Below are 26,218 nucleotides of genomic sequence, written 5' to 3' on the forward strand. Positions count from 1 at the left end.
GCGTCAGACTTTCGCGCCCGCCTGCAAAACAAAGGGCTGCTTGAGCCACCCGTGCAGCGCCTCGTTGGTCTTGCTGGCCTGCTCCAGCGTCGGCAAATGCCCCGCCCCTTCGATCACCTTTAGCTCGGCGTAGGGGATGAGTTCGGCCATGAGCCGGTGACGTTTCACCGGGGTCAACCCATCCTGATCGCCGCACATGACAAGCGCCGGAACCTTGCACTTGCGCAGCACCGATTGGTAATCGCGGCGGCGCTGCAACGCCCGGAGCTGCTTGATGATTCCCTCGGGGCCGAGGTCTTTGGCCATTTCATTGAGCTCGGCCAGAACCGCCGCCCGCCCGGCACCCGCCGCGATATGTTCGGCGGGCATCAGCGCCTTCACCGCTTCTTCCAACTGGCCCGAGCGCAGTTTGATGATCGACGGCTCGTATTCCGCCGCCGATTGCGGCGTTTCGGCCAGGGAGTTGGTGCTGATGAGCGCGATCCGCGTGATCCGGTCGGGCGCGCGTCGCAACATCTCCATCGCTACGATGCCCCCCATCGACACGCCCGCCAGCGCGAATTTCGGCGGCACCCGGTCAAGGATGTTCGACGCAATCTCTTCGATCCGCTCGCCCATCGTGATCGGCGCAACCGTTACCGCCCGGTCGCGGCCAAATTCCAGAAGTTGCCATGCAAAAAGTCGAAGATCGCACATCATGCCCGGTAAAAACACGACGGGATTGTGCATAGAGGTTCTTCCTTTGCCGGGGCAGATGCCTGAATAAGCTCCGGTTCAGCTTTGCCACAGCAGCCTGTCGCGTCAACCGTTAGTATCCGCAAGGCGCTCCGATGGGCGGCAATCCGTTGCGATCAGGTGGCGCCGACCCGCGACAGCACCTCTTCCACCGCCGTCTCGATGAGGGCAAGGCAATCGGGATCGGAAAACCGGTGATCGGCGCCATCGACCAACGTCAGGCGCATATCCGGCCCCTCAGCGTGGGCCAGAAGCCGCAGGGCAACGGACATATCAACGTCCGCATCCGCCGTACCTTGCAAAAACCGGACCGGAAACGGCAGGGGCAGCGGGTCGCGCAACACGAGACTTGTCCGCCCCTCTTCGATCAGCCGCTTTGTGATGATGTAGGGCTCACCATAGTCACTTGGCAGGGCAATTTGCCCCTGCGCCATCAATTCCGTTCGCTGTGCCGCGTCAAAACCGGCCCACATCGAATCCTCGGTGAAATCCGGCGCGGCGGCGATGGTTACCATCCCGGCGACCTTCTCGGGGTGCGCTCGTGCCGTCAGCAACGAAATCCAGCCCCCCATGGACGACCCGACCAGTACCTGCGGCCCGTCGGTCAGTGCCGTGATCGCAGACGCCGCATCCTCCGCCCAGTCGCCGATTGAGCCATCGGTGAAGGCCTCCGAGGACTGCCCGTGGCCGGAATAGTCAAAGCGCAGAAAAGCCCGCCCGGTCAGCGCGGCCCATGCCTCCAAATGCACGGCCTTGGTCCCGTCCATGTCGGATTTGAACCCGCCGAGGAAAACGACGCCGGGTCCGCGCCCCGCCATCTGGTGATACGCGATCCGACGCCCCTGGGGTGTCGTCAGAAAATCAGGCGCTGTCATGGCCGCCCCCATCGTCAACATGTCATGGAGAGTTGGCCGTATTGCGAGGCAAGTTGCAAGCGGTCAATCACGCCGCAGGACCAGAACGATACGGCTTAACTGATCGAGCCAAGCGTCGTTTCAATCCGCCCCAGAAGGCCATCGCGGCCCGTTCTTACACCGGCCCAGACCGCTTTTGGCGGCGCATCGGCCTCTCTGCTGTCTGAGGTGCTGTGGAATGCAGGCATTTGCGCGCCTTCGTCGCCACTGCCCTGAGTACGGTCATTGTGGGTATCGTAACTGCTGGCCATCTGTCTTGTCCCGGTGCCGTCGTTGTTTTTGTCCCGCGCCACAAAGCGTGGCGTTTTCCGGCACCTTATCGCCTGTATTTCAGGTTGGAAATATCTTTTTGTTTCAATCTATTACCGTAAACATTCGCATACTTTTGCGCACCAAGGCATACGTTGCTTCCACCCCTGAACCAGGCACAATAAAAACCGGAACACCACGGTTCCGGCCCGAAATTCGGTTGCTGTCTGCTCAGCCGCCTACATAGGCCTGCCTGCGCGGGCGGTAAAACACCTTTTGATTGTGAAGACGGCCCAGCAGGTCGTGGATCTGGCGCAGGGTGCCATCATCCCCCGGCACGACATCGGTGTTGTCCGCACCGATCATCTGGCTGGACAATTCCTTCTTCGACTGCCGCAGTGCCGTTTCGATCAGATCAACGTCTTCCACGGACAGTTCAAAATTTGCGTTATACGCGGTCATTCAAGCCTCCCTACTGACTTTCAAAACGCCCTGCCACAACGGTAGGATGTCAATAGTTATAGAGGCCATACCAACTTAGTACAGGAAAATTATTGTTCTGCGTCAATATGTTACGCTTCGCATTCGCATACATTTGCGCACAAAGACCGTATGCAATTGCGCACCTTTCGGGATGCCATCGCACACCCAATGGATGTAGCTCTGTTAAATCAATCGCTTGCACAAAAAGCTGGTGACCTACGACATGCAGCGGCGCCACGTCGGCAGACAGGAAAAACAGCCGGGCTTGACTTGGCAGGAGGCCCGCGTCACATAGGCCGCGAAACACATAACCCGCAACCGGGCGTTCCGTGGGCGCCAAACTGACGAGGAGCTTAAGGCCGATGGCCCAGATTTCCCTTACCCTTCCCGATGGCAATGCGCGGTCCTACGAGGCCGGGGTCACCCCTGCACAGGTCGCTGCCGATATCTCGAACTCGCTGGCGAAAAAGGCGATCTCCGCGACCGTCGACGATCAGCATTGGGACCTGCAATGGCCCATCAATGCGGATGCCAATATCGCGATCCACACCATGAAGGACGAGGCGCAGGCAAATGAGCTGATCCGCCATGACCTCGCCCATATCATGGCCCGCGCGGTGCAGGAGATCTGGCCCGACGTGAAGGTCACCATCGGCCCGGTGATCGAAAACGGCTGGTATTACGACTTTGACCGCGAAGAGCCCTTCACACCCGAAGACCTCGGCGCGATCGAGAAGAAGATGAAAGAGATCATCAATCTTCGCGACCCGGTGAAAACCGAAATCTGGGACCGCGCCCGCGCGATCAAGCATTACGAAGATAATGGCGAGCCTTTCAAGGTCGAGCTGATCGAAGCCATCCCCGGGGATGAGCCACTGCGCATGTATTGGCATGGGGATTGGCAGGATCTGTGCCGGGGTCCGCATCTGCAACATACCGGGCAGGTCCCGGCGGACGCCTTCAAACTGATGAGCGTCGCGGGGGCCTATTGGCGTGGCGACAGCAGCCGCCAGATGCTGCAACGGATCTATGGCGTGGCCTTCACCGGCAAGGAATTGCTGAAAAAGCACCTTCATATGCTCGAAGAGGCCGCCAAGCGCGATCACCGCAAGCTCGGTCGCGAGATGAACCTGTTTCACATGCAGGAAGAAGCACCGGGGCAGATCTTCTGGCACCCCAATGGCTGGCGCATCTACACCAGCCTGCAGGACTACATGCGCCGCCGGCAAGTGAAAGGCGGCTATGTCGAGGTGAACACGCCGCAAGTGGTCGATCGCAAGCTGTGGGAGGCGTCGGGCCACTGGGAAAAATACCAGGAGAACATGTTCATCGTCGAGGTGGACGAGGACCACGCCCGCGAAAAGGCGATCAACGCGCTGAAGCCCATGAACTGCCCTTGCCATGTGCAGATCTTCAACCAGGGTCTCAAATCCTATCGCGACCTGCCCCTGCGGATGGCCGAATTCGGAAGCTGTAACCGCTATGAACCGTCCGGCGCGCTGCACGGGATCATGCGCGTGCGCGGCTTCACCCAGGATGACGGTCATATCTTCTGCCGCGAGGATCAGATCGAGTCGGAAACCGCCGAATTCATCCGTTTTCTCAGCGAGGTCTACAAGGATCTCGGCTTTGCGGAGTTCAGCGTCAAGTTCTCGGATCGTCCCGAAACGCGCTCGGGATCGGACGCGGTTTGGGACAAGGCCGAAGAGGCGCTTTTGTCCGCGACCCGCGCTGCCGGGATCGAACCGGAGTTGAACCCCGGCGAGGGGGCCTTTTACGGCCCGAAGCTGGAATTCGTGCTGACCGATGCCATCGGGCGGGACTGGCAATGCGGCACCCACCAGGTTGATTTCGTCCTGCCGGAGCGGCTCGATGCCAACTACATCGGCGAAGATGGCGCCAAGCACCGGCCCGTCATGCTGCACCGCGCGACGCTCGGCTCGTTTGAACGCTTCATCGGCATCCTGATCGAAGAGCACGCGGGCAAACTGCCGTTCTGGCTGGCCCCGCGGCAGGTTGTCGTGGCCTCGATCATCTCGGACGCGGATGAGTATGTGCGCGAGGTGGTGGGCAAAATGCAGGCGGCAGGCATCCGCGCCGAAGCGGACCTGCGTAACGAAAAGATCAACTACAAGGTGCGCGAGCATTCGGTAGGCAAAGTGCCTGTGATCCTTGCCTGCGGCATGAAGGAAGTCGAGGAAGGGACCGTCTCGGTCCGGCGCCTCGGCGAGAAGCAAACCAGCGTTCAGCCTCTGGACAGTGTTACAGCGGAACTCGCCCGCGAAGCGACCCCGCCGGATTTGCTGTAACATTCCGCCGAATACGCAGCCGGAAACTGTAACAATTTACGAGTTTCCGGCTGCACACCCCGGCCTAAATTCATAAAAAACAGTGCCTTAACCTCTGTTTTGCGCCTCACGCTTGCTGACACGCACGTGTCTAACGCGCTCGTGAGTGGTTTTTTGCCCAGCAACCTATTTAATTAACTCACATCGCAACCGCAGCGATAAGATGAACCCATCGCCCAAGGCGATACGATCCAACCAATGAGGGAGTCCCCCCAAATGTCGAAAATGATGAAAACCGTTGCCATCGCAGGCGCTGTCACCGCTGCCATCGCCGCTCAGACAACTGGCGCGACCGCAGGAAGCAAGGAAAAGTGCTACGGCGTTTCTCTGGCCGGTGAAAATGGCTGCGCCGCGGGTGCGGGCACAACCTGCGCTGGTACCTCGACCGTAGACTACCAGGGCAACGCCTGGACGCTGGTTGACGCAGGCACCTGCGCCGAGATCGAACTGCCCGCAATGGCAGACGGCACCGAGCGCAAAGGCTCGCTTGAAGAGCTGGACCGCGACCTGCCGTCCTGAACTTGAATTCCGGTGCGCGCATGTCCGGTGCGCGTACCACCCTACCGCCGGAACTGACCAAGGATCTTGTGTCATGCTGGACAACTCTCCCCGCTTCACCGCACTGCCAGCCGCCCCCGGCGTCGGCTACAAGCCGCAGCACTTCAGCGACGTTATGAACGATGCCACGCCGGTGGAATGGCTTGAGATCCACGCCGAAAACTACATGGGGGACGGTGGTCGCCCGATAGCGCAACTCCGCCATCTCTCCGAGAAATTCGCGATTTCGGTCCATGGCGTCGGCCTCAGCATTGGTGGTGAAGGCGCGTTGGACGCCGACCACCTCGTTCGCCTGAAGACCCTCTGCGACTGGCTGCGACCGGCGAGTTTTTCCGAACATCTGGCCTGGTCCACCCATGACAGCCATTATCTCAACGATCTGCTGCCGCTGCCCTATACCAAAGCCACGCTGAGCCGCGTTGCCGATCATATCGACCAGGTGCAGGAGGTCGTCGGCCGCCAGATGCTGCTCGAGAACCCGTCAAGCTACCTCGCCTTCGACGAAAGCACCTATGCCGAGACCGAGTTCCTTGACGAGGTTGCCAAACGCACTGGCTGCGGCCTGCTGCTTGACGTGAACAACGTCTTTGTCTCTGCGACCAACCTGCAAATCGACCCCTACGCCTATATCGACGCCTTCCCTGTGGCCCGCGTAGGTGAAATCCATCTCGGCGGTCACGACGAGGAGACCGACGACCATGGCGCGCCACTGCTGATCGACAGCCACGGTCGCGAAGTGGCCGATCCGGTCTGGACCCTGCTGGACCATACGCTGGAGCGTGCAGGACCCAGGCCCATCCTGATCGAATGGGACACCGACGTACCGGAATGGGCTGCGCTGGCCGAAGAGGCTGAACGCGCCGCCACCGCGTTGCAAAAGGTCCCGGCATGAGTGTCTCACAAACGGCCTTCCACAGCGCCCTTTTGGACGCCTCGCAAGACGTACCCGGCGGCCTCAGCGACGGGTTGGGTCAGCCCGCGGGAAGCCGTTTCGCCGTCTACCGCAACAATGTCGCCGTTAGCCTGACCGAGGCGCTGGAGCAGAGTTTCCCGGCGATCGCGAAGCTGCTCGGGCCGGACAACTTCAAGGGGCTGGCCGGGATTTTCCTGCGCAAGCACCCGCCCGACACGCCGATCATGATGCACTATGGCGCGGCGTTTCCCGACTTCCTCGCGGGCTTCGAAGGGCTATCGCATATCGGGTACCTGCCGGACGTGGCGCAGCTCGAGCAGGCGCTGCGCACCTCCTATCACGCCGCCGATGCCGACCCCATCGCGGCGGACGCGCTTCAGGCCGTCGATCCCGACAGGCTGGGCGAACTGAGGTTTGACCTGGCCCCCGCCCTACGGCTGGTCCGCTCCCCCTGGCCCATTCATCAGATCTGGGCCTACAATCTTGAACCCGGCGCGCCCAAACCCACCGGCGGCGCGCAGAACGTCCTGATCCTGCGCCCGGAATTCGACCCGCAGATGACGCCCGTATCCGACGGCTGCGCCGCTTTCATCACCGCGTTGCAGCGCCGGACGACGCTGGCCGAGGCCAACGACCTGGCCGTGGCCGAGGGCGGTGATTTTGACCTTTCCCACGGGCTTGGCCTCCTGCTCTCCGGGCAGGCCATCACCCGGATCACTTTTGGAGATGCCCCATGAGCACCCTGATTTACCTCCACAACGCCGTGTTCCACGGTCTGGAAAAGGCGGACTGGCTCCTGCCAACCATCGCGCGCTTTCTCTTTGCCGCGCTCTTCGTGCTCTATTTCTGGGTTTCGGGCCTGACCAAGCTGGGCGACGGGTTCACGGGTCTTTTCGTGCCCTCCTTCAACGCCTATGCGCAAATCTTCCCCCGTGCGATGGAGGCCGCGAATTACGACATCTCCAACTTCACGATCTTCCATACCCTTGTCGTCCTCGCCGGGACCTATGCGGAATTCATCCTGCCCCTGCTGATCGTGATCGGCCTGATGACGCGGCTTGCGGCGCTTGGCATGATCGGATTTGTCGCGGTGCAGACGTTGACCGACCTCTATGGCCACAACATCATCAACCAGCCCAAGGCGCTCGGTGCGTGGTTCGACAAGGTGCCCGACTCGATCATCATGGATCAACGCGCGCTCTGGGTGTTTTTGCTGCTGGTGATCGTCTTCAAGGGCGCCGGTCCGATCTCGGTCGACCGCGTGATCGCCAACAACACCGCCCCTAAAAGTGAGCTTTAGGCTCATCCGGTTTGCCGGCGGCAATCGCCAGAAGGCCGCCCAACACGGTGAATCCGATCGGGAACATGGTAAAAACGCTGAACCCGAAGGCCGCAAGCATCAACGCGGCAGAGATCAGCATCAAAATACCACCCCATAGCGCCCGGGCCGATGCCATGGCCCCGCCAGCGATGGCCAGAAGTGGCGACAGGAAGCTTGCCGCGCGGGTCAGGCTCACATTGTCAACCTGCTTGGCAAGCCCTTCGATCTCGCCATACCGTTCGATGGCCTCGGTATAGCCATAGCCGAAAAACCCGACCAGCATGGCGAAAACCCCGCCGATAATGCCCAGAACCAAAGCTGCGTTACGCATGTGAACCCTCCACCTTACCCGATCGACATAGGCATTCAGGCACGCCTATCCAAGAAGGGCCGCCTGAACATCCTTGGTCCAGCCCAGATGCAACTGCCCGTTGTCGTCGATCAACGGCCGTTTCATCAATGTCGGGTGATCTGCCAGCAATTCCAAAGCAGGCCGCGCGCGTTCGGCCTCATCCAATCTACGCCAGGTTGTAGAGCGCGTGTTCAACAAAGCGCCTTCAAAAGTGGCATAGGCGGATTTCAGCACGTTTTCGGGAACACCGTCTTCCCGGACATCGCGCAACTCCGCATCTGGAAGCAATTTCAACGCTTTACGACACGTATCACAGTTTTTCAAACCGTACAGAACCATGGTTTCCCCTCGTTTTTTGCGCCTTCCTTACTGCCTCCACACGCAAACGTCACGGGGTTTCGCTTGCTTTTTGTCAGCGCCATGCAATCATCGGTAGCGCGGCGGCTGCCGTCGCATGGCCCGGCATATTCCCGGGGACTAGAAGTCAAGAAGGAGAAGCGGCATGCCAAATGGCACCGTGAAATGGTTCAATACGACGAAAGGCTTCGGGTTTATTGAGCCCGAAGATGGCGGCAAAGATGTGTTTGTGCATATCTCTGCGGTCGAACGCTCGGGCCTGACGGGCCTGGCGGATAATCAGAAGGTTTCGTTCGAGCTGCAGGACGGAAGAGACGGACGCCAGATGGCGGGCGACCTCAAACTGCTCTGAAACAGAACCGGTTGTTTTATCTTTGAAATCAGGGCCTTCGCCAAAGGCAATCAGCCGATGGCGCGGGCTGCCATAACACCTGCCCAGGCCGACACCCCCGTGAGGAACGTCCCCCAGGCCAGATCCACCGCCACCATTTGCCAATGCCAGCCCCTGAGCGTCGCGAGGTTCGTGAATTCATAGGTGCCATAGGCCATCGCCCCAAGAAGCGCGCCGGAAATCAACGCATTGACCGGCGCGCCCTCGCGCAGAGCGGGCAGCGAGGCGAACCAGACGACACCCCCGATGTAAAAGAGGTAAAACACCACCGCCGCCGGCAGGTTCAGGCTTGCCGCCAACAGGTCCGACACGTGTTTTTCGAAGACCGGCCGGATCACGTTTTTCAACATGACCGCGTCGAGGCCAAGGAAAACCAGCGCGGTGACGAGGTAGAGGACGACAATCTGCATCGAGTGGGGCCTTTGTTAAACCGGGTACATCTCATACGTGGCGAGGGCCGCCCCCGATCAATCTTGGCTCAGCATCCGGACCGACCCAGAACCATGACCCAGACATTACCGCTCCCCCGCACGAGGGCGAACTCGGTGACATCCGCATGCAGGATATTGCGCCGATGCCCCCTGGACCCCATCCAGGCCGATAGCACGTGGTCCAGGCGCGGATGCCCCTTGGCGATGTTTTCAGCGATCACGCACGGCCCGTAGCCCTGATTGCGCGCCCGGGTGCCGATGGTCGATCCGTCGGAACCGGTATGGCTGAAGAAACGATTGCGGATCATGTCCTGCGCATGTGCCCCGGCGGCGCGGGTCAGCTTGTCATCGGGCCTGAGCGCCGCAAGCCCCTTGCGCGCCCGGATCTTGTTTACCTGCGTCATCGCCGCGCTGCTCAGGTTTTCCACATTGCCCGACGCCCCGACCGGCGGCGCAAAACCGAGGGCAAGACAGAAGATCAGAACAAGACGCATCAGACATCTCCGGCACGGGTGCAAAAACCTATCGCGATGCGCCAAAATGGCACAACGCAAGTCCGCGCCCCGACCCGGGATCGGCGCGCATCCGCAAGTTGTCTGCTAATGTCGGCGGATTTATGGCACCGTTGGGGTGGAAACGGACGGGCAAGGGACGAGCCAATCCCACCCTGTAGCTCTGCTTGCAAGCCGCGCGATCGTCAGACCGCGGGGTGGCGATCAACCGTTTTCGGATGCACATTATCTTGCCAAATCCGGAAAACCTCGGATCGGGGCGTAACCTCTCCCAATCGCCAGCTCTTGCGGGCGGTCTGGCGATCGCGCGGCGGCCTTCGGCCTTGATCCCGCGCGGGTGGCGAGACTTCAAATGATCGCCCAACAGAGGGCCGCGCCCGACCCGGGGCTGGCGCGTGGACGGGGTGATTATGGCGCTGTCAGTGAATTCATGGGTAACGCCGGTGAAGGAGGCTGACGGCGCAGTCGCGCCCGCCCATGGGGCGGGTCGGGCGCGGGCGCGCCCCGGCGATGCCGGGCTTAGGTTCCAAAACGCGACAACTCGGTTTTCATTCTCGGGACAACAACAAACCACGGCGCAGCTTGGCTGTCTTTATCTCGGATAGCCCGGCACTGAGCTTCACGCCTTCATGCTCGATGTAGTTCAAGAAAGCCATCGACTCATCGCGTAGATGTTGATGCCTCAATACATCGGTAAGTGTGTTTGCATTGCTGTTGTTGAAAAAACGCATGAACGCAAAGTACTCCTTTGTTTTCTCGGCACCGAGCATGTAGTGGAAAAAACCTTGTTGAACCAGCGGATTGACTGCCGAGTAGTCAAATCCGTCCATGTGGATAAATAGTTCTTCTTCCTTTACTTGCCGAGCCGAAATCAGTTCTTTTAGTTTGGTAATTTGTTCTCTGAAACGTTCATATTCGTCCAAATTCAGTTCAACCTCGGTCTTCATTACTCGGAGCGCGTTGTTTGCAGACGACCGTACTTGCATGCGAGCCAGGACAAATTGGACTAGAGCCCCGGCAACAATTCCTACAAAGAGCCAAAGCGCGTTTTGAAAGGCAGAACTACTCCAAATTCCGGTGAAAAACTCACTCACCCAATCACCCCTTTAAACTCCCGCCATTCCCCTTTGGACATGCCCGAGTTCTCCTGCGTCACATCTTCGCCTTTCAACATCCGGCGGACGCAGTTGAGGGCGGTTGACGACAAGGTGGCGCCGCCCATGCGGTAGTCTTCGAACGCCTTGTACGCAAACGGCACCCAGTCGGCGGTGATGTTGCAGATGGCGTCGGCATAGACGCGGATCTCGTATTGGGCGTGGGCATCGGCGCGCAGGCGCAGGAAGTGCAGCAGGTTGTGCAGGTCGACCTTCCAGTACCACTGCGTGTAGACATTCGCGGGCAGGTTCATGCGGGCCAATTCGCGCGCAAGGCCCTGCTGACCGTCGTCCGAGATCATCTCTTCGTAGTGGTCATAACACCGGGTGGCGTCATCGCGGAGGTAACGCAGCACGCGTTCGGCCTCTTCACCGGTCAGCGCCTCGCCCCGGCCCTGGTTGTTGATCGTCGATTGCGCGGCCAGATCGTCCGGCGCGGGGATGTAGAATTCGCGGTCGAGAATGGAGTAGCGCGCCGAGTATTCGTTAACGTTGGCGGTGCGGTGGCGGATCCACTGACGCGCGACGAAGACCGGTAGTTTGACGTGCAGCTTGATCTCGCACATCTCGAACGGGGTCGAATGCCAGTGCCGCATCAGGTAGCGAATGAGCCCCTCATCATTCTGGACCGATTTGGTGCCCTTGCCATAGCTGACGCGCGCCGCTTGGGTGATGGCGTTGTCGTCGCCCATGTAGTCGATGACCCGAACGAACCCGTGGTCGAGCACCGGATGCGCGGTATAGAGATGCTGTTCCATACCGGGCGCCGTGGCGCGCAAGGTCTGCGTGGGCGCGCTGCGCAATTCGTCGATTTCGGCCTGCTGTTCGGGGCTAAGCGGCATGGGTTGTCCTTTCCACATCAAAGGGGCGAGTCGGCTTCCACTATATCTGGTGGAGAGACCTGAGGGTACAGACAATATCAGGGGATTTGGACAGGGCAACAGGGATTCGGAGGAATCTGCCATCGGGGGTCGACACACCCGCGAACGGGGCTATCTTTGGGTGAGGTCAACAGGAGGAGCGCGGGGATGAAAATCAGGTATTTACATACGATGGTGCGGGTGAAGGATCTGGACGCGTCGATCGCGTTTTTCGCGCTGTTGGGGCTTAAGGAAACCCGGCGGTGGGACAATGAGGGCGGACGTTTCACACTTGTGTTCATGGCGCCCGAGGGACAGGAGGAATGCCCGGTCGAGCTGACCTATAACTGGGACGGGGATGACGGGCTGCCGAGCGACAGCCGGCATTTTGGTCACCTGGCCTACCGGGTCGAGAACATTTACGACATCTGCCAGCACCTGATGGACAATGGCGTTACGATCAATCGGCCGCCGCGCGATGGTCACATGGCTTTTGTCCGCAGCCCGGACAATGTCTCGATCGAGTTGCTGCAGGAGGGCGACAGCCTGCCCCCGCACGAGCCTTGGGCCAGCATGGAGAACACGGGACATTGGTGAGGGCCGCGGCCATACTGGCCGCGTGTTTGCTGGCCGGGGTGGCGCAGGCGCAATGCAGGCTGGCGCTTGCTCTGGCGCTCGATGTGTCGTCGTCGGTCAATGGTGTTGAATACGACCTGCAGCGCCGGGGGCTGGCCGCGGCGCTGAATTCCGAAGACGTGCGCCACGCGATCCTGAACGGCGCACCGGGCGACGTGGCCCTCGCGGTCTATGAATGGAGTGGCCGCACACAGCAGAAGCTGCATCTCGATTGGGTTCCACTGCGCAGCGCATCCGACATTGATCGGGCGGTTGTTACCCTCGCCGGTATGACCCGCAGTTTTGATGAGTTTCCGACGGCCATCGGCCATGGGCTGGCGTATGGCGCGCTGTTGTTGCAACGCGCACCGGATTGCGCGCGCCGGGTCATCGACGTGTCGGGAGACGGGCGCAACAACCATGGCTTTGGTCCACGCGCCGCCTACCGGCACTTCCCGATGGAAGGGGTGACCGTCAACGGGCTGGTCATCATGGGCGATCAGGGCGACGTGCTTGACTACTACCACAACCAGGTCAAATTCGGACCCGCCGCCTTCGTAGAGGTGGCCAACGGGTTCGACGATTTCGAAGCGGCGATGACGCGCAAGCTCTATCGGGAAATCAGCGATCTAGTGATTGGTACACCCCGACCGGAGCAATCGGCACCCGGTCCGCGCGGATGATCCGGCGGGCGATCGCTTTCGCCACGGCAGCATGTCTGGCCGCACCTGCCCTTGGGGCCGACCTTGCATGCCGGCAAGCACTGGCACTTGGTCTTGATGTCTCGGGCTCTGTTGATGAAGAAGAATACCGTCTTCAACTGGACGGCCTCGCGGCAGCCTTGCGCGCACCGCAAGTGCAGGAGGCGTTCCTGGCCATGCCCCAGGCCCCGGTGGAGCTTGCGATTTTCGAATGGAGCGGCCTGAACCAGCACCGGCTTCTGGTGGATTGGACCCCGGTCACCGACGCGGAAACACTGGGCCGGATTTCAGCCCGTCTCAGAGGCACATTCGGCAGCTATACCGACCCCTCGACTGCCATCGGGGCGGCAATGGTTTTCGGCGCGGGCCTTCTGGACCAACGGCAGAATTGCTGGCAGCATACGCTCGACATTTCCGGTGACGGTCCGGCCAATATCGGCCCCGCACCGGGCCTTATTCCGGATGCGGTACTCGGCGGGATCACGATTAACGGCCTTGTCATCACCCCCGCATCCCGCGCGAACACCACCAAGAACCTTCGCAACGTGAAGACCCTTCTGGAATACTACCAGGCGCAGGTCACCCGCGGTCCGGGTGCATTTGTCGAAACGGCAGATGATTTTGCGGATTTCGAAAACGCGATGACCCGCAAACTCCTGCGAGAGCTTGCGGGCCTTTCACTGTCCCAGGCTTCCCCGGTGTCTTTGCCCGGGGATGAACCCTTGCCTCAGTAAATGTAACGGATCTGATCGGTCCAGTAGCGTTCCACCCGCCGCAGCGATGCCGTGATCCGGTCGATGCCATCGTCGCCCAGAACCCCTTTGCCCTTGAGCCCCTCCGCGTGGCGCTCGAACAGGCCGCTCACGATGTCGCGGATATTGCGGCCTTTTTCGGTCAGGCGCACGCGCACCGAGCGGCGGTCGATTTCGCAACGCTGATGGTGCATGTAGCCCATTTCGACCAGTTTCTTGAGGTTATAGCTGACATTGCTGCCCTGGTAATAACCACGGGTCTTGAGTTCGCCCGCCGTCACTTCGTTGTCGCCGATATTGAAAAGCAACAGCGCCTGTACCGCGTTGATCTCCAGAACACCGACACGCTCAAACTCATCCTTGATAACATCCAGCAACAGCCGATGCAGACGTTCCACCAGGGCGAGGGCATCGAGATAACCACTCATGAATTCCGTATTGCCAAGTGGCGCGTTGATAGGGGTGTGCAAACTCATAATTGTCTCCGTGACATACTGCTCAAACGGAACATAAGGTGAAAATGCCCAATAATCGGTTAAACACAAACAATAGCGTCTAAAATTTAATCTACCCTGTGTAACAGGGCCTCAATCACGCCCGAGCCGCGCGACAGGCACACCGCCCGGGGCGCATATAGGCCCGCCCACAACGGTGGTGCTCGCTCTGCCCACCTGTGTGTCCATGCAAAGTGAAGACCGCATACAGCCCCACGCATTGGCCCCTGCTCGTCCATGACCAACGCGCATGAAGAATATTTTTCGCCATCAGGCGTCGATAATTCGCACATCAATCCGAAAGATCGGTCAAGAATGAGAATCACGGGTCATCGAACGGGGAGGTGAAGATGGGCGACATACAGGAATACCGGATGTTGATCGCAGGCGAATGGGTCGCGGCGTCCGACGGCGGTACGTTCGACAGCCGGAACCCGACCACCGGTGAGGTCTGGTCCCGTGTCCCCGAGGCGACCGAGGCGGATGTTGACCGCGCCGTGCGCGCAGCCCATGACGCCTTTACCACGGGCCCCTGGTCGAAAATGACACCCTCCGAGCGCGGTAGACACCTGCGGCGGCTCGCCGAACTTCTGGCCGACAAATCAGAAGAGCTGGGCCGGATCGAGACGATTGACACCGGCAAGATGCTCAAGGAAACCCGCTGGCAGGCGAAGTACATCGCCGAGTTCTTCCAGTTCTACGCCGGCTGCGCCGACAAGATCAGCGGCGAGACCCTGCCAATCGACAAGCCCGACATGTTTGCCTTTACCAAGCGCGAACCCCTTGGCGTGGTGGCCGCCGTCGTCCCGTGGAACTCGCAACTTTTCCTCGTGGCAGTGAAGATCGGCCCGGCGCTGGCGGCGGGGAATACGGTGGTGCTGAAAGCGTCGGAACATGCCTCTGCCGCGATGCTCGAATTCGGGAAACTCATCGAGGAGGCCGGTTTTCCACCGGGCGTCGTCAATATCGTGACCGGCCATGGCGATCCCTGCGGTCGCGCGCTGACCGGGCACAAGCTGGTGGCGCGGATTTCCTTTACCGGCGGGCCGGGCGCCGCGCGCCATGTGCTTGAGAACTCAAAGAACAACTTCGCCGAAGTGTCGCTGGAACTCGGCGGCAAGTCCCCCTTCATCGTCTTTGACGACGCCAATATCGAAAGCGCGGTCAACGCCTCCATCGCGGGAATTTTCGGCGCCACAGGGCAAAGCTGCGTTGCCGGATCGCGGCTCTATCTACACGAAGACATCGCCGATGAGTTCCTCGACCGGATGGTGGCACAGGCGCGCGAGATCATGATTGGCGACCCGCTTCTGGAGGAAACCCAGATGGGGCCGCTCTGCACGGTGGGCCAGCGAGATCACATCGAGGCGGAGATTGCCCATGCCGTGACCGAAGGCGCCGATGTGCTGACCGGCGGCAAACGGCCCGAGGGCAAAGATGGGCTGTTTTTTGAGCCCACGATCCTCGCCTGCCCGCGGCAGGATTTGCGCATCGTCGATACCGAGCTTTTCGGCCCTGTCCTCTGCGCGCAACGCTTCAAGACCGAGGAAGAAGTGATTGAACTGGCCAACGACACCGAACACGGGCTCGCCGCCGGGATCTTCACCCGTGACAGCGCGCGGAGCCTGCGCATGGCCGATGCGGTCCGCGCTGGGATCGTCTGGGTGAACACCTATCGCGTCGTCTCGCCCATCGCCGAATTCGGCGGCATCAAGGGGTCCGGCTATGGCCGCGAAAGCGGGTTCCAGGCAATGTATGATTACACCCGCCCCAAGACCGTCTGGATGAACACGTCGGACGAACCGATGGCCAACCCGTTCGTGATGCGTTGACCATGCAGGCTCTGCCTCCTTTCACACCAGATTTGTCGGCGGCCTTCGCGCGGTGTCAGGCGCCGGTCGAACAGGCGCATTCGCTGCCGCCCGCCTGCTATACCTCTGCGGGGCTGTGCGACGTCGAGGCGGCGACCGTATTCGGCGGCTGGATTGGGGTCGGACGCGCAGATATGGTGCCGGAACCGGGCGACTACATCGCGCTCGATATACTGGGTCACGCGATCATCCTGCTGCGCGACCGCGACGGGGTTTTGCGCGCCTTCGCCAATGCCTGTCGGCACCGGGGCGCGCGGCTGGTCGATGACACGGGCAATTGCCGGGGCTTGAAATGCCCTTTCCACGCGTGGGCCTACCGGCTGGACGGCACCCTCGCCGCTGCCCCGCGCATGGACGAGGCGGAAGGTTTCTGCAAAAGCGATTACGGGCTGCACGGTTATGCCGCCGAAGAACGGTTAGGGTTTGCCTTCATCTCTCTGGCCCCGCCCGCACAGCCGCTGGACGACGCCCTGGGTGATTTCGCGGATATCCACGCCCCTTGGCCATTGGCGGGCATGGTGACGACCCGGCGCGAGGTGCTGGAGGTCGCGTGCAATTGGAAGGCCTTTCTGGAGGTCTTCAACGAATACTATCACCTCCCCTTCGTGCATCGCGACTCGATTGACGCGGTCTATGACCAACCCGACCCGGCGGAGCAGACCACCGGGGCCTACGCAACGCAGTTCGGCGCGACCGAGGGCACTGGCGGATTGCTCGAGCGGCAGCAAAATCAGGCGCTGCCACCCATCCCGCAGCTCAAGGGCCGCGCCGCATCGGGTGTGCGCTATACTTGGGTCTTTCCCAACATGACTTTCGCTGCCGGGACCGACGCGCTGTGGGTCTATGAGGCCTATCCGCTTGGTCCCAATCGCTGCAAGGTCGTCCAATCGGCCTGCTTCCCGCCGGAAACGCTGGCTCTGCCCGGATCGGACACCAAGATCGCGGCCTATCACGAACGCCTCGACGCGGCCTTGGCCGAAGACATTCCGGCGCTGGAGAACCAACAGCGCGGATTGCGCTCTCCGGCAGCGACACAGGGTCGGTTTCAGCCGTTACTGGAGCCGAACGTCGCACGTTTTGCCAACTGGTACGCAACGAAAATGATGGGGGAAGCCCGGCAGATCTGACGGGCTTGTGCGGAGGATATCCATGAAGTTTCAACTGGCTGTCAATCTGGAGCGCATGGACGCAAGCGCGGACATGCAGGATGTCGCGCGACATACGCTCGACATGGTGCAGATGGCCGAACAGGGCGGGTTCAACATCGTCTGGGCCGCCGAACACCACGCGCTTGAGATGACCATTGCGCCCAACCCGTTCCAGATCCTGACCTGGTGGGCGCAGCATACGGACCGCATCCGGCTTGGCACCGCCGTGGCCACCGCCGCCTACTGGCATCCGATCAACCTCGCCGGTGAGGCCGCAATGCTTGACCTCATCAGTGGCGGGCGATTGGAATTCGGTATTGGATCAGGGGCTTACCAGCGGGAGTTCGACCGGATGCGGCCCGGGCTGAAGCAATCCGATGCCTGGCAATACATGCAGGAAATGCTGCCTGTCGTCCGCGCCCTTTGGCAGGGTGATTTGGCCCATGACGGCGAATACTGGCAATTCCCAACCGCAACCTCCTGCCCCAAACCGGTGCAGGCGGAGGTTCCCGTTTGGGTCGCGGCGCGCTCGCCCATTACGTATGATTACGCCCTGCGCGAGAAATGCCATGTGATGAGCTGGCCTCTGACCCGCCCGTTCTCCGAGGCGGAATTGTACAAAAAGCACCTGGATGAGGCAGTTATCAAGGCAGATAACGGGTTCAGGCCCATTTTTGCGATGATGCGCCACGCGGCGGTCTATGACAACGACGCCGACCGGCAGAAGGCGCTCGATGCGATCCGCCTGGTGCTGGGACAGTTCGAAAACCTGTTCCGCAATGCAGGTGGCGTGCAGGATGGCTTCCCCAAGCAAATCCCGCTGGAAGAGCTTGAAGGCCGCGAACAGTACGATCCCGCCATGCTCGAAGAAAACCTGCTCTTCGGCTCGCCGGACCAGGTGATCAAAAAAATCAAACGATATGAGGCGCTTGGGGTGGATGAGTTCATCTACTACGCCTCGATGGGGCTCGATATGGAGACGCAGAAGAGGTCGATGAAACTCTTCTGCGACGAAGTCATCCCCGCTTTCAACTAAGGAGAACAGGTTATGTCTGACGGCGTAAAGGTGGTCCGCGAGGGCCATGTTCTGGAGGTCACGCTGGACCGTCCCAAGGTGAACGCGATTGACGTCCCGACCTCGCAGGCGCTCGCCGCCGCGTTTCAGGAATTGCACGAGGACAAGGATCTGCGTTGTGCGATCCTGACCGGGGGCGGCGACAAGATCTTTTCCGCCGGTTGGGACCTCAAGGCGCTCAACGATGGTGAGATGAGCCTCGATAACTGGTGGGAGACCGACGATTACGGTTTTGGCGGCTTCACCGGCCTCACCGAGAACTGGGCGCTCAACAAGCCGGTGATCGCCGCGATCAACGGGCTGGCCATTGGCGGCGGGTTCGAGATGGCGATGGGGTGCGACCTGCTGATCGCCGCGGATCACGTCGAATTCGGGTTGCCGGAAATGCCGCTTGGCATCGTCCCGGATGCGGGCGCGCTGCAACGCCTGCCCCGGCGCATCCCGCATAATATCGCGATGGAAATGTTCCTTCTGGGCCGCCGGATGAGTGCCGAGGAGGCCGCCCATTACGGGCTGGTCAACAAGGTCGTCCCAAAGGACCAGTTGATGGACGCGGCACGGGAATGGGCGGCCTCCATCGCATGGTCGGCGCCATTGGCGATGCAGTCAGTCAAGGAAGTGCAGCGCGAGATCGAATGCGTGCCGCTGGAGCAGGCGTTCCACAAGATGCGTACCGACCCGATGCCGACCTACCGCAAGATGCTCAAATCCGACGATGCCGCCGAGGGTGTCGCGGCCTTTGTCGAAAAGCGCGAACCCAATTTCAAAGGGGAGTGAGACCCATGTATCCCGATCCCAAATCGGTCACCCGCGTCACCACGATCGGAGCGGGCCCCATCGGCGCGGGCTGGGCCGCGCATTTCCTCGCGCGGGGCTATGACGTTACCGCCTATATCCATGACACCGCCGAGCGCGACAGTTTCGATGCGATCGTCGATACGGGCTGGGTCAGCCTGACGGCGCTTGGCCTCGCCGATGGGGCCTCACGGAATCGCCTTCGGGTCGTCACCGACATTGCGGAGGCTATGGAGGGCGCTGAATTCATTCAGGAAAGCGCGCCGGAGCGGCTTGATCTGAAGCAGGCGCTTTACAAGCAGCTAGGCGAGATCGTGCCCCCGGCGGTGGTCATCGCCTCTTCGACCTCGGGCATGATGATGACCGATATTCAGGCCGACTGCGCCACACCTGAGCGCACGGTGATTGGCCACCCGTTCAACCCCCCCTACCTTCTGCCTTTGGTGGAAATCATCGGCGGTAAGAAAACCGCGCCAGAGGCCGTTACCTGGGCGCGGGATTTCTATGAGGTGGCGGGCAAGGCCCCCTTGGTGATGAAGAAGGAAATCCCCGGCTTTGTCGCCACCCGCCTGCAAGAGGCGCTGTGGCGCGAGGCGCTGCATATGGTCGCGAATGGCGAAGCCACACCCGAAGACATTGATATCGCGCTGAAAAACGGCCCTGCACCCCGGATGGTCGTACAGGGGCAATGCATGGCTTTTCATGTGGCCTGCGGCGCGGGCGGCATGGCCACCAATCTCGATCAGTTTGGCCCAGCCCTCAAATGGCCCTGGACCCGGCTGGAAGCGCCGGAGCTGACGCAGGAATTACGCGACCGGATGGTCGATGGCTGCAACGAAATCGCCGGGGACCGGCATTTCGAAGACATGGCAGCGGAACGGGATCGCAAGATCGTTGCGGTTCTGAAGGCGCTCAAGGAGGGATGACGCGCCCGGCCGGATAATCCGGCTTGTACGACAGGAGCCTTGCCCCTGTTCACACGCGTGAGCTCATGAGGTGCTAACCTGCCGATTTCTCGTCACGCATCCGCTGGTTAAGCTGCAATGTTTCCAGATACTTGGAAAGCGTCCCTGGCCAGTTCGGCGTCTCCTTCTGCTCCGGCCAGGCCTGCCGATACTCACTGGGCCGCCGGCCAAAACAATTCCGGAAGGCATAGGCGAAATGCGACAGTGAATTGAAGCCCGAGGCAGCGGCAATTTCGCGTACGCCCAGATCGGTCGAGATGAGCAGCACCCGGGCGTGCTGCAGCCGCAGGACAAGGCCGAACTGCACAACGCTGCAGCCCATAGCGCGGTGAAATTGACGCTCCAACTGCCGCTGCGATATCCCCACTTCGGCGGCGATCTCGGGCACGGTCATCGGATCGCTCAGGTTGGCATCCATCAGCGTTACGGCCGCGCGCACACCGGCGGGAAGTTTTTCGAGACCCTGACCAAATGTCTGCCGCTGCGGTGCCGTCTCGGGCCGGACGGGATGGTGGATGATGTTATCGGCAACCTCGGCCAACAGCGCATCACCATGGTCCTGCCGGATCAGGTGCTGCATCAGGTCAAGCCCGGCGGTTGACCCCGCGCAGGTCAGGATGCGGCCATCAATCGTGAAAAGCTGCTCACTCGCCAGAACATCGGGGAAAAGCTCCTGAAATCCCGGCAGATAGGACCAGTGCGTTGTCGCCCGCCGTCCCGCCAAAAGGCCCGCGCGGGCAAAGACATAGCTGGCCATCTCGACGGCGCAGAGGCGCAAGCCCGCGCGTTCCTGCCGCCGCAGCCAGCCGGTCAGCTTGGCATTGGCATAATGCTCCGCCCCCCAGCTTCCCAGCACGAAGACCAGATCATCGCGCCCGAGCTTGTCCGGCAACGGGCCGGTCTCCAACCGCATGCCGTTACTGGCCGTCACCATCCCCTCTTCGGCAGAGACATAGACATGATCGTAGAGCGGCGTATCCGACAGGTAATTGGCGATTCGGAGCGGCTCGAGCAGGCCGAGCAGGCTCATCATGTTGAACCGTGGCAGCAACACGCAGATGATCCGGGCAGGCGGGGTTTCGGGCGGGGTCATGACAGGCGCGATCAATCGGCAATAGTGAGAATATTCGCCACACATATCACCAAGGTGGCGAATAATCGACATTTTTGGCGCATCTTCGACGCAAACTGCGCCAAAGGGAGGATCGCAAATGAATTTCGATGTGGTGGTGACGTGTGCCGTAACCGGCGCGGGCGATACGACGGGGCGGAGCAAACATGTGCCCGTGACCCCGAAGGAAGTGGCCGATGCAGCGATCGAAGCGGCCAAAGCCGGGGCGGCGATCGCGCATCTGCATGTGCGTGACCCCGAAACCGGTCAGGGATCGCGAGACCCGAAGCTCTTCAAGGAGGCCGTGGATCGGGTCCGCGACAGCGGCACGGATGTGGTTATCAACCTGACCGCGGGTATGGGCGGCGACTGGATCCCCTCCGCCGAAGATCCCGCCCTGCCCGGTCCCGGTACCGACATGATCGGCCCAGAGGAACGCCTTATCCACATCAAGGAATGCCTGCCCGAGATCTGCTCGCTTGACTGCGGCACGCTGAATTTCGGCGATGGCGACAACATCTACATCTCGACCCCGCCGACGCTGCGACGGATGGCGGAACTCGTGAAGGAATGGGGCGTCAAACCGGAGCTGGAAGTGTTCGAGCTGGGCCATATCCGCTTTTCCAAGGCGATGGTCGAGGAAGGGTTGATCGCCGATCCGCCGATGTTCCAGATCTGCCTTGGCATCCCCTGGGGTGCCGATCAGACGGTCGAGACAATGGCCGCGATGAAGGCGCAACTGCCGGCGGGTGCAAGCTGGGCCTCGTTCGGGATCAGCCGGATGCAGATGCCGATGGCCGCTGCCGCCGTCGCCATGGGCGGCAATGTGCGCGTGGGGCTGGAGGATAACATCTTTCTTGATCGTGGCGTGCTGGCCACCAACGGACAGCTTGTTGAGCGCGTGATCGAGATCATCGAACGCATGGGCGGGCGCGCCGTGACCCCGCAGGAGGCGCGCAACAAGCTCAAACTCCGCGGCGCGGATAGCTAAGCCATGAGCCTGATCCTGTCCCATGAAGACGAGATGCTGCGCGACACGGTACGCGGGCTTTTCAACGATCACGTCATTCCCCATGAGGAGGAAGTGGACCGTCTGGGCGAGGTCCCAGAAGAGATCGGCCGCGAGATTGAGGCAAAGGGCAAGGAATTGGGGCTTTACGCGGCCAACCTGCCCGAAAGCGTCGGCGGCGGCGGGCTCAATCACACGCAGATGGCCGTGATCGAACGTGAATTCGGCCGCACCAGCCATGCGTTACATGCCTGGATCGCCCGGCCCACCGAATTGCTCTTGGCTTGTGAAGGTGATCAGATCGACACTTACCTGAAACCCTGCGTCACCGGCGAAAAACGCGAGCTTTTCGGCCTGACCGAACCCGAGGCCGGGTCGGACGCGATGGGGATGAAATCCAATGCCCGGCGCGATGGCGATGACTGGATCCTTAACGGGATGAAGCATTTCATCTCGGCCCCGACGATGGCCGATTTCGCAATTGTCTTTGCCACGACCGGGATGGACGAGACCAAACGTGGGCCGCGCAAACGGGTTACGGCCTTCCTCGTTGATCGTGACATGCCGGGGGTTACGTTCCGCGAGGGCAACAAATGCGTCTCGAACCGCGGTTACAAGACCTATGAGCTCATCTTTGACGATGTGCGCCTTGGCCCCGGTCATGTGCTGGGTGAAGAAGGCAAGGGCTTCGATCTGGCCGGGCAATGGCTCGGCATGGGCCGCATCTGGGTGGGCGCGACCTGCTGCGGCAAGGCCGAGCGGATGCTGGAACTGGCCACGGACTGGGCTGCCAACCGCAAGCAGTTCGGACAACCCATCGGGCGGTTCCAGGCAACGGGCTTCCGGCTGGCCGATATGGCGATTGGTCTGCGGACGGCGGATTTGCTGGTCGCGGATGCCGTGCGCCGCGCCGATGCGGGCGTGATGGCGGATGAGGATGCCGCGATGGTCAAGGTCTATTGCTCGGAAATGCTGGGCAAGGTGGCCGATGACACGGTGCAGATTTTCGGCGGCATGGGCCTAATGGAAGAACTGCCGATCCAGCGGCTCTGGCGTGATAGCCGGATCGAACGGATCTGGGACGGCACCTCCGAGATCCAGCGCCACATCATCTCCCGGTCGATCCTCCGGCCCTTGGGCGCGTAACCCGATGACCCCCGCCAAGCGCCGGAATTTCGAGCGGATGCTGAACCCGCGCCACATCGCCTTTATCGGCGGCACGGATGCGGCCATTGCCATTGGCGAGGCCGAACGCGCCGGGTTCGCGGGGAAAATCCAGGTGGTCAATCCAAAACGCGAGACCCTGGCAGGGCACCCATGCGTGCCCGACATCGCCTCCCTCCCCGAGGCGCCAGATGCCGTTTTCCTGGCCATTCCGGCGGCGCTGATCCCGGCGGCGGTTGCCGAACTGGCGCAGATGGGCGCCGGTGGCATCGTCTGCTACGCCGCCGGATTTTCCGAGGCGCATGAGGACGGGCGCGCGCTTGAGGAGGCGTTGAAAGCGGCCCTGGGCGACATGGTCCTGATCGGGCCGAATTGTTATGGCCTCATCAACTATGTGGGCAAATCCGCGCTTTGGCCCTTCGCCCATGGCGGCGGCTGCGCGGGCGAAGGTGTGGCGATCATTACCCAATCGGGGATGTTTTCCTCGGACATCACCATGAGCCAACGATCCCTGCCGCTCGCCTACATGATCTCGGTCGGCAACCAGGCGGATCTGGAGATCGCGGATTTCGTGGACCTCATGGCGGACCGAGATGAAGTCCGCGCCATTGGCCTGCATATCGAAGGGCTGTCCGATATCGCCAAGTTCGAACGCGCGACCCTTGCAGCGATCCGGGCGGGCAAACCCATCGTGGCCCTCAAAACCGGCAGTTCGGCCATCGGCGAGGCGCTGACCATCAGTCATACCGGCTCGCTGGCGGGCTCTGACGCACTTTACCGCGCGCTCTTCCGCCGGACCGGCATCATTGCGGTGACCAACCCGTCGCAGATGCTGGAGACGCTGAAATTCCTGAGTATCGCGGGCGCCCCCGAGGGGACCGCACTTGCCGGGTTCACCTGCTCGGGTGGCGGGGCGACGATGCTGGCCGATCATGCCGAGACCATCGGCCTGTCCTTTCCGGCGCCGGACGACGCGGCCCGGGCGGAGTTGACAGAATTGCTGCCGCCGATCGCCACCGTTTCCAACCCGCTGGATTACACAACGCCAATCTGGGGGCAGCCCGACAAGACCGAACCGGTTTTCGCCACGGCTCTGAGCATGATCCCCGCGCAAGCAACCGTGCTGGTGCAGGATTACCCCGCCCCCGGTCTGGACGAGAGCGAACATTTCTACCTCAATGACGGGCTGGCCTTTGCCCGGGCCGCGCGCGCTGCGGGGCTGCCCGCCGCGATCTGTGCCACCCTGCCGGAAAACATGGGAGCGAAGATCCGTGACAGGTATGTGGCCGAGGGGATCGCGCCGATGCAGGGCATTCACGAGACATTGAATGCCATCCGTGACGCCGCCGGGTGGTCGACGGATCGCGCCCGCATCCTGTCCCGCGCCCCTACCCCGCTCATCGGCCCCCGGCCCACGGCAGCAGGGGCCTACCTGACCGAAGCACAGGGCAAGGCGCATTTGGCAGCGGCAGGCATCGCAGTGCCGGAGGGGCGTCTTTGCGGCGCGGGTGCCCTGCGTGATGGCGCCCGGGAGATCGGGTTTCCAATTGTCTTGAAGATGATGAGCCGCGATCTCGCCCACAAGACCGAGGCTGGTGCCGTCGCGCTGAACCTGCGAAACGCAGACGCCCTCGCCGCCGCCGCCGCGCAGATGCGCCAGGACGTCGCGCGCTATAACCCGGAAGCGGTCAGCGATGAATTCCTGATCGAGAGGATGGCGGCACCCCCGCTGGCCGAACTGATCGTGGGCATCCGGCAGGACCCGCAATTCGGCCTGACCATGACCATCGGCAGCGGTGGTATCCTGGTCGAGTTGATCGAGGACAGCCACACGCTCCTGCTCCCGACCCACCCGGATGAGATTTCGGCGGCCATACGGAGCTTGCGGGTCTGGCGGTTGCTGAACGGGTATCGCGGTAGGGCCGCGGTGGATTGCGACATGCTGGCGCGACACCTACAGGGCCTCGCGGATCTCGCACTTTCCAAGGCTGACGAGATCACAGAGATCGAAATCAACCCGCTTTTTGTCTATGAAAACAGCGTTCTGGCCGTGGATTGCTTGATGCGCACCACGGCCTGACCATGCGACCGGATCAGTAATCCCGCCGTTTTTCCGCACCGTGATAGAGGATATCGGACCAGGTCTCGTTCACCCAGTTCCGGACCTCGATATCCCCTGCATCCATATCGCTCCTGGGCCGCCCCAGAGGTTTGAAATGACCGTTCGGATCGGTGCCACGGATAAGCTGCGCACCGGTGGGCACGATGGTTTGGCGCACGTTGGGCGGCATGTAGGGCTGGATCACGAAACCGATGCGCCGGTCGTCACTCCGGTTCGGCTGAGAAGCGTGGATCACCCGCGCCGAATGGATCGACATCTGCCCGGGCCGCAGGGTCAATGACACCGCCTGACTTGCGTCCACGCCCTGCACCTCCTGCCCGCGGGTCAGGATATTGGTCTCGCCATAGGTGTCGTCATGCTCGCGGATTTCCCCATGGCTGCCCGGGATCATCTGCATGCAGCCGCTTTCGTCATTGCTATGCGACAGCGCGACCCAGGCGGTGACACCGACATGCGGCTCCAACCCCATGTACCGCGCGTCCTGATGCCAGCTCACAAAGCCCGGATCATGCGGCTCCTTGATGAAAAGCACGGTGCCGTAGTTCAGGATATCCGGCCCAATCAGGTCTTCGATGGCGTCCACAAGGCGACTGTCATGCACGATCTCGTCAAGGCAGGTGAGGTTGAGATGCGCATTGTTGCGCGCCGCCCCCTCGAACGCCTCGGGCCATTTCGCTTCGGCCTCCTCTAACCGGGCGCGCAACGCCAATGCCTCTTCTTCGGAAAATACATCAATCGGCGAGACAAACCCGTCGCGGTGGAAGGCCTCGATCTGCGCGTCTGTCAGTTTCTTTCCCATGCTCAAACCTCCCCCGGGT

General features: G+C 61.3%; 30 protein-coding genes. 17 read left to right on the top strand and 13 right to left on the bottom strand.

What is annotated here, in order from left to right; translation table 11 throughout:
• Nucleotides 1-3: 3 nt before the first annotated feature.
• The 4 genes from RBB29_RS06010 to RBB29_RS06025 form a co-directional block, all read right to left on the bottom strand.
• Complete coding sequence (locus RBB29_RS06010) at nucleotides 4-729, bottom strand: alpha/beta fold hydrolase (RefSeq protein ID WP_306113650.1); 726 nt, start codon at nucleotides 727-729, stop codon at nucleotides 4-6.
• A gap of 122 nt (nucleotides 730-851) precedes the next feature.
• Nucleotides 852-1,610, bottom strand: a complete 759-nt coding sequence (locus RBB29_RS06015; protein ID WP_306113651.1) for an alpha/beta fold hydrolase — start codon at nucleotides 1,608-1,610, stop codon at nucleotides 852-854.
• Between the two features lie 95 nt (nucleotides 1,611-1,705).
• Complete coding sequence (locus tag RBB29_RS06020; protein WP_306113652.1) at nucleotides 1,706-1,900, bottom strand: hypothetical protein; 195 nt, start codon at nucleotides 1,898-1,900, stop codon at nucleotides 1,706-1,708.
• A 229-nt stretch (nucleotides 1,901-2,129) separates the two neighbouring features.
• Nucleotides 2,130-2,360 carry a hypothetical protein gene (locus tag RBB29_RS06025; protein ID WP_306113653.1) on the bottom strand — a complete coding sequence of 77 codons (231 nt, stop codon included), beginning with the start codon at nucleotides 2,358-2,360 and terminating at the stop codon, nucleotides 2,130-2,132.
• A gap of 383 nt (nucleotides 2,361-2,743) precedes the next feature.
• Here RBB29_RS06025 and thrS point away from each other — a divergent pair, with 383 nt between their 5' ends.
• From thrS to RBB29_RS06050, 5 genes are all read left to right on the top strand, one after another.
• Nucleotides 2,744-4,690: a threonine--tRNA ligase gene (gene thrS / locus RBB29_RS06030; RefSeq protein ID WP_306113654.1), complete on the top strand. Its 1,947-nt coding sequence runs from the start codon at nucleotides 2,744-2,746 to the stop codon at nucleotides 4,688-4,690.
• Between the two features lie 255 nt (nucleotides 4,691-4,945).
• Entirely contained in the window at nucleotides 4,946-5,248 is a 303-nt protein-coding gene (locus RBB29_RS06035) for a DUF2282 domain-containing protein (RefSeq protein ID WP_306113655.1), read from the top strand.
• Between the two features lie 73 nt (nucleotides 5,249-5,321).
• A complete protein-coding gene (locus RBB29_RS06040) occupies nucleotides 5,322-6,179 on the top strand; it encodes a DUF692 domain-containing protein (protein WP_306113656.1) in 858 nt (285 codons plus the stop codon).
• A complete protein-coding gene (locus RBB29_RS06045) occupies nucleotides 6,176-6,937 on the top strand; it encodes a DNA-binding domain-containing protein (protein WP_306113657.1) in 762 nt (253 codons plus the stop codon). The genes RBB29_RS06040 and RBB29_RS06045 overlap by 4 nt, the downstream gene beginning before the upstream one ends.
• Nucleotides 6,934-7,500, top strand: coding sequence for a DoxX family protein (locus RBB29_RS06050; protein ID WP_306113658.1), 567 nt, complete (start codon nucleotides 6,934-6,936; stop codon nucleotides 7,498-7,500). The genes RBB29_RS06045 and RBB29_RS06050 overlap by 4 nt, the downstream gene beginning before the upstream one ends.
• Here the strand turns inward: RBB29_RS06050 and RBB29_RS06055 are convergent.
• Both RBB29_RS06055 and RBB29_RS06060 read right to left on the bottom strand, forming a co-directional pair.
• Complete coding sequence (locus tag RBB29_RS06055; protein ID WP_306113659.1) at nucleotides 7,484-7,852, bottom strand: hypothetical protein; 369 nt, start codon at nucleotides 7,850-7,852, stop codon at nucleotides 7,484-7,486. The two genes, RBB29_RS06050 and RBB29_RS06055, sit on opposite strands and share 17 nt — an antisense overlap.
• 45 nt (nucleotides 7,853-7,897) lie before the next feature.
• A complete protein-coding gene (locus RBB29_RS06060; protein WP_306113660.1) occupies nucleotides 7,898-8,212 on the bottom strand; it encodes an arsenate reductase family protein in 315 nt (104 codons plus the stop codon).
• Between the two features lie 163 nt (nucleotides 8,213-8,375).
• On the opposite strand from RBB29_RS06060, the gene RBB29_RS06065 reads away from it, so the two are divergent.
• Complete coding sequence (locus RBB29_RS06065) at nucleotides 8,376-8,582, top strand: cold-shock protein (RefSeq protein WP_306113661.1); 207 nt, start codon at nucleotides 8,376-8,378, stop codon at nucleotides 8,580-8,582.
• A 50-nt stretch (nucleotides 8,583-8,632) separates the two neighbouring features.
• Here RBB29_RS06065 and RBB29_RS06070 read toward each other — a convergent pair whose 3' ends face one another.
• The 4 genes from RBB29_RS06070 to thyX all read right to left on the bottom strand — a co-directional run bounded on the left by RBB29_RS06070 (nucleotide 8,633) and on the right by thyX (nucleotide 11,560).
• Nucleotides 8,633-9,031, bottom strand: coding sequence for a DUF2177 family protein (locus tag RBB29_RS06070; RefSeq protein WP_306113662.1), 399 nt, complete (start codon nucleotides 9,029-9,031; stop codon nucleotides 8,633-8,635).
• Between the two features lie 68 nt (nucleotides 9,032-9,099).
• Entirely contained in the window at nucleotides 9,100-9,546 is a 447-nt protein-coding gene (locus RBB29_RS06075; RefSeq protein ID WP_306113663.1) for a CAP domain-containing protein, read from the bottom strand.
• A 566-nt stretch (nucleotides 9,547-10,112) separates the two neighbouring features.
• Complete coding sequence (locus tag RBB29_RS06080) at nucleotides 10,113-10,658, bottom strand: hypothetical protein (protein ID WP_306113664.1); 546 nt, start codon at nucleotides 10,656-10,658, stop codon at nucleotides 10,113-10,115.
• Entirely contained in the window at nucleotides 10,655-11,560 is a 906-nt protein-coding gene (gene thyX / locus RBB29_RS06085; protein ID WP_306113665.1) for an FAD-dependent thymidylate synthase, read from the bottom strand. The genes RBB29_RS06080 and thyX overlap by 4 nt, the downstream gene beginning before the upstream one ends.
• Nucleotides 11,561-11,746: 186 nt before the next feature.
• On the opposite strand from thyX, the gene RBB29_RS06090 reads away from it, so the two are divergent.
• Genes RBB29_RS06090 through RBB29_RS06100 form a run of 3 tightly spaced genes read left to right on the top strand, consistent with a single transcriptional unit; the run spans nucleotide 11,747 to nucleotide 13,628 of the window.
• Entirely contained in the window at nucleotides 11,747-12,175 is a 429-nt protein-coding gene (locus RBB29_RS06090) for a VOC family protein (protein WP_306113666.1), read from the top strand.
• Complete coding sequence (locus tag RBB29_RS06095) at nucleotides 12,172-12,876, top strand: DUF1194 domain-containing protein (RefSeq protein WP_371931428.1); 705 nt, start codon at nucleotides 12,172-12,174, stop codon at nucleotides 12,874-12,876. Before RBB29_RS06090 ends, RBB29_RS06095 begins: the two co-directional genes overlap by 4 nt.
• Complete coding sequence (locus RBB29_RS06100) at nucleotides 12,873-13,628, top strand: DUF1194 domain-containing protein (RefSeq protein ID WP_306113668.1); 756 nt, start codon at nucleotides 12,873-12,875, stop codon at nucleotides 13,626-13,628. The genes RBB29_RS06095 and RBB29_RS06100 overlap by 4 nt, the downstream gene beginning before the upstream one ends.
• Here RBB29_RS06100 and RBB29_RS06105 read toward each other — a convergent pair.
• The gene (locus RBB29_RS06105) at nucleotides 13,622-14,122 is read right to left on the bottom strand and encodes a MarR family winged helix-turn-helix transcriptional regulator (RefSeq protein WP_306113669.1); all 501 of its coding nucleotides are present in this window, start codon (nucleotides 14,120-14,122) and stop codon (nucleotides 13,622-13,624) included. The two genes, RBB29_RS06100 and RBB29_RS06105, sit on opposite strands and share 7 nt — an antisense overlap.
• Nucleotides 14,123-14,490: 368 nt before the next feature.
• Here RBB29_RS06105 and RBB29_RS06110 point away from each other — a divergent pair, with 368 nt between their 5' ends.
• The 5 genes from RBB29_RS06110 to RBB29_RS06130 are packed head-to-tail and all read left to right on the top strand — an operon-like array spanning nucleotide 14,491 to nucleotide 19,955.
• The gene (locus RBB29_RS06110) at nucleotides 14,491-15,972 is read left to right on the top strand and encodes an aldehyde dehydrogenase (protein WP_306113670.1); all 1,482 of its coding nucleotides are present in this window, start codon (nucleotides 14,491-14,493) and stop codon (nucleotides 15,970-15,972) included.
• A gap of 2 nt (nucleotides 15,973-15,974) precedes the next feature.
• On the top strand, nucleotides 15,975-17,138 hold the full coding sequence (locus tag RBB29_RS06115; protein ID WP_306113671.1) for an aromatic ring-hydroxylating dioxygenase subunit alpha: 1,164 nt from the start codon (nucleotides 15,975-15,977) through the stop codon (nucleotides 17,136-17,138).
• A 22-nt stretch (nucleotides 17,139-17,160) separates the two neighbouring features.
• Nucleotides 17,161-18,195 carry an LLM class flavin-dependent oxidoreductase gene (locus tag RBB29_RS06120; RefSeq protein ID WP_306113672.1) on the top strand — a complete coding sequence of 345 codons (1,035 nt, stop codon included), beginning with the start codon at nucleotides 17,161-17,163 and terminating at the stop codon, nucleotides 18,193-18,195.
• 12 nt (nucleotides 18,196-18,207) lie between these two features.
• Entirely contained in the window at nucleotides 18,208-19,011 is an 804-nt protein-coding gene (locus tag RBB29_RS06125; RefSeq protein WP_306113673.1) for a carnitinyl-CoA dehydratase, read from the top strand.
• 5 nt (nucleotides 19,012-19,016) lie between these two features.
• Nucleotides 19,017-19,955 carry a 3-hydroxyacyl-CoA dehydrogenase NAD-binding domain-containing protein gene (locus RBB29_RS06130; RefSeq protein WP_306113674.1) on the top strand — a complete coding sequence of 313 codons (939 nt, stop codon included), beginning with the start codon at nucleotides 19,017-19,019 and terminating at the stop codon, nucleotides 19,953-19,955.
• 73 nt (nucleotides 19,956-20,028) lie between these two features.
• Here RBB29_RS06130 and RBB29_RS06135 read toward each other — a convergent pair whose 3' ends face one another.
• Nucleotides 20,029-21,159 carry a GlxA family transcriptional regulator gene (locus tag RBB29_RS06135; protein WP_306121109.1) on the bottom strand — a complete coding sequence of 377 codons (1,131 nt, stop codon included), beginning with the start codon at nucleotides 21,157-21,159 and terminating at the stop codon, nucleotides 20,029-20,031.
• A 46-nt stretch (nucleotides 21,160-21,205) separates the two neighbouring features.
• Here RBB29_RS06135 and RBB29_RS06140 point away from each other — a divergent pair, with 46 nt between their 5' ends.
• The 3 genes from RBB29_RS06140 to RBB29_RS06150 are packed head-to-tail and all read left to right on the top strand — an operon-like array spanning nucleotide 21,206 to nucleotide 25,358.
• Nucleotides 21,206-22,096, top strand: a complete 891-nt coding sequence (locus RBB29_RS06140) for a 3-keto-5-aminohexanoate cleavage protein (protein ID WP_306113676.1) — start codon at nucleotides 21,206-21,208, stop codon at nucleotides 22,094-22,096.
• A 3-nt stretch (nucleotides 22,097-22,099) separates the two neighbouring features.
• Nucleotides 22,100-23,260 carry an acyl-CoA dehydrogenase family protein gene (locus RBB29_RS06145; protein ID WP_306113677.1) on the top strand — a complete coding sequence of 387 codons (1,161 nt, stop codon included), beginning with the start codon at nucleotides 22,100-22,102 and terminating at the stop codon, nucleotides 23,258-23,260.
• A 4-nt stretch (nucleotides 23,261-23,264) separates the two neighbouring features.
• The gene (locus RBB29_RS06150) at nucleotides 23,265-25,358 is read left to right on the top strand and encodes an acetate--CoA ligase family protein (protein WP_306113678.1); all 2,094 of its coding nucleotides are present in this window, start codon (nucleotides 23,265-23,267) and stop codon (nucleotides 25,356-25,358) included.
• Between the two features lie 13 nt (nucleotides 25,359-25,371).
• Here RBB29_RS06150 and RBB29_RS06155 read toward each other — a convergent pair whose 3' ends face one another.
• Nucleotides 25,372-26,199 (bottom strand): phytanoyl-CoA dioxygenase family protein, encoded by an 828-nt coding sequence (locus tag RBB29_RS06155; RefSeq protein ID WP_306113679.1) that lies wholly within the window; start codon nucleotides 26,197-26,199, stop codon nucleotides 25,372-25,374.
• Between the last annotated feature and the right edge of the window lie 19 nt (nucleotides 26,200-26,218).

This window comes from Roseovarius sp. MMSF_3359 (assembly GCF_030733385.1).
Classification (GTDB): domain Bacteria; phylum Pseudomonadota; class Alphaproteobacteria; order Rhodobacterales; family Rhodobacteraceae; genus Roseovarius.

Excerpts from the sequence above, each read along its gene's own strand:
- RBB29_RS06010 (WP_306113650.1), bottom strand. The coding sequence starts at position 729 with ATGCACAATCCCGTCGTGTTTTTACCGGGCATGATGTGCGATCTTCGA.
- RBB29_RS06015 (WP_306113651.1), bottom strand. The coding sequence starts at position 1,610 with ATGACAGCGCCTGATTTTCTGACGACACCCCAGGGGCGTCGGATCGCG.
- RBB29_RS06020 (WP_306113652.1), bottom strand. The coding sequence starts at position 1,900 with ATGGCCAGCAGTTACGATACCCACAATGACCGTACTCAGGGCAGTGGC.
- RBB29_RS06025 (WP_306113653.1), bottom strand. The coding sequence starts at position 2,360 with ATGACCGCGTATAACGCAAATTTTGAACTGTCCGTGGAAGACGTTGAT.
- thrS (WP_306113654.1), top strand. The coding sequence starts at position 2,744 with ATGGCCCAGATTTCCCTTACCCTTCCCGATGGCAATGCGCGGTCCTAC.
- RBB29_RS06035 (WP_306113655.1), top strand. The coding sequence starts at position 4,946 with ATGTCGAAAATGATGAAAACCGTTGCCATCGCAGGCGCTGTCACCGCT.
- RBB29_RS06040 (WP_306113656.1), top strand. The coding sequence starts at position 5,322 with ATGCTGGACAACTCTCCCCGCTTCACCGCACTGCCAGCCGCCCCCGGC.
- RBB29_RS06045 (WP_306113657.1), top strand. The coding sequence starts at position 6,176 with ATGAGTGTCTCACAAACGGCCTTCCACAGCGCCCTTTTGGACGCCTCG.
- RBB29_RS06050 (WP_306113658.1), top strand. The coding sequence starts at position 6,934 with ATGAGCACCCTGATTTACCTCCACAACGCCGTGTTCCACGGTCTGGAA.
- RBB29_RS06055 (WP_306113659.1), bottom strand. The coding sequence starts at position 7,852 with ATGCGTAACGCAGCTTTGGTTCTGGGCATTATCGGCGGGGTTTTCGCC.
- RBB29_RS06060 (WP_306113660.1), bottom strand. The coding sequence starts at position 8,212 with ATGGTTCTGTACGGTTTGAAAAACTGTGATACGTGTCGTAAAGCGTTG.
- RBB29_RS06065 (WP_306113661.1), top strand. The coding sequence starts at position 8,376 with ATGCCAAATGGCACCGTGAAATGGTTCAATACGACGAAAGGCTTCGGG.
- RBB29_RS06070 (WP_306113662.1), bottom strand. The coding sequence starts at position 9,031 with ATGCAGATTGTCGTCCTCTACCTCGTCACCGCGCTGGTTTTCCTTGGC.
- RBB29_RS06075 (WP_306113663.1), bottom strand. The coding sequence starts at position 9,546 with ATGCGTCTTGTTCTGATCTTCTGTCTTGCCCTCGGTTTTGCGCCGCCG.
- thyX (WP_306113665.1), bottom strand. The coding sequence starts at position 11,560 with ATGCCGCTTAGCCCCGAACAGCAGGCCGAAATCGACGAATTGCGCAGC.
- RBB29_RS06090 (WP_306113666.1), top strand. The coding sequence starts at position 11,747 with ATGAAAATCAGGTATTTACATACGATGGTGCGGGTGAAGGATCTGGAC.
- RBB29_RS06100 (WP_306113668.1), top strand. The coding sequence starts at position 12,873 with ATGATCCGGCGGGCGATCGCTTTCGCCACGGCAGCATGTCTGGCCGCA.
- RBB29_RS06105 (WP_306113669.1), bottom strand. The coding sequence starts at position 14,122 with ATGAGTTTGCACACCCCTATCAACGCGCCACTTGGCAATACGGAATTC.
- RBB29_RS06110 (WP_306113670.1), top strand. The coding sequence starts at position 14,491 with ATGGGCGACATACAGGAATACCGGATGTTGATCGCAGGCGAATGGGTC.
- RBB29_RS06115 (WP_306113671.1), top strand. The coding sequence starts at position 15,975 with ATGCAGGCTCTGCCTCCTTTCACACCAGATTTGTCGGCGGCCTTCGCG.
- RBB29_RS06120 (WP_306113672.1), top strand. The coding sequence starts at position 17,161 with ATGAAGTTTCAACTGGCTGTCAATCTGGAGCGCATGGACGCAAGCGCG.
- RBB29_RS06125 (WP_306113673.1), top strand. The coding sequence starts at position 18,208 with ATGTCTGACGGCGTAAAGGTGGTCCGCGAGGGCCATGTTCTGGAGGTC.
- RBB29_RS06130 (WP_306113674.1), top strand. The coding sequence starts at position 19,017 with ATGTATCCCGATCCCAAATCGGTCACCCGCGTCACCACGATCGGAGCG.
- RBB29_RS06135 (WP_306121109.1), bottom strand. The coding sequence starts at position 21,159 with ATGTCGATTATTCGCCACCTTGGTGATATGTGTGGCGAATATTCTCAC.
- RBB29_RS06140 (WP_306113676.1), top strand. The coding sequence starts at position 21,206 with ATGAATTTCGATGTGGTGGTGACGTGTGCCGTAACCGGCGCGGGCGAT.
- RBB29_RS06145 (WP_306113677.1), top strand. The coding sequence starts at position 22,100 with ATGAGCCTGATCCTGTCCCATGAAGACGAGATGCTGCGCGACACGGTA.
- RBB29_RS06150 (WP_306113678.1), top strand. The coding sequence starts at position 23,265 with ATGACCCCCGCCAAGCGCCGGAATTTCGAGCGGATGCTGAACCCGCGC.
- RBB29_RS06155 (WP_306113679.1), bottom strand. The coding sequence starts at position 26,199 with ATGGGAAAGAAACTGACAGACGCGCAGATCGAGGCCTTCCACCGCGAC.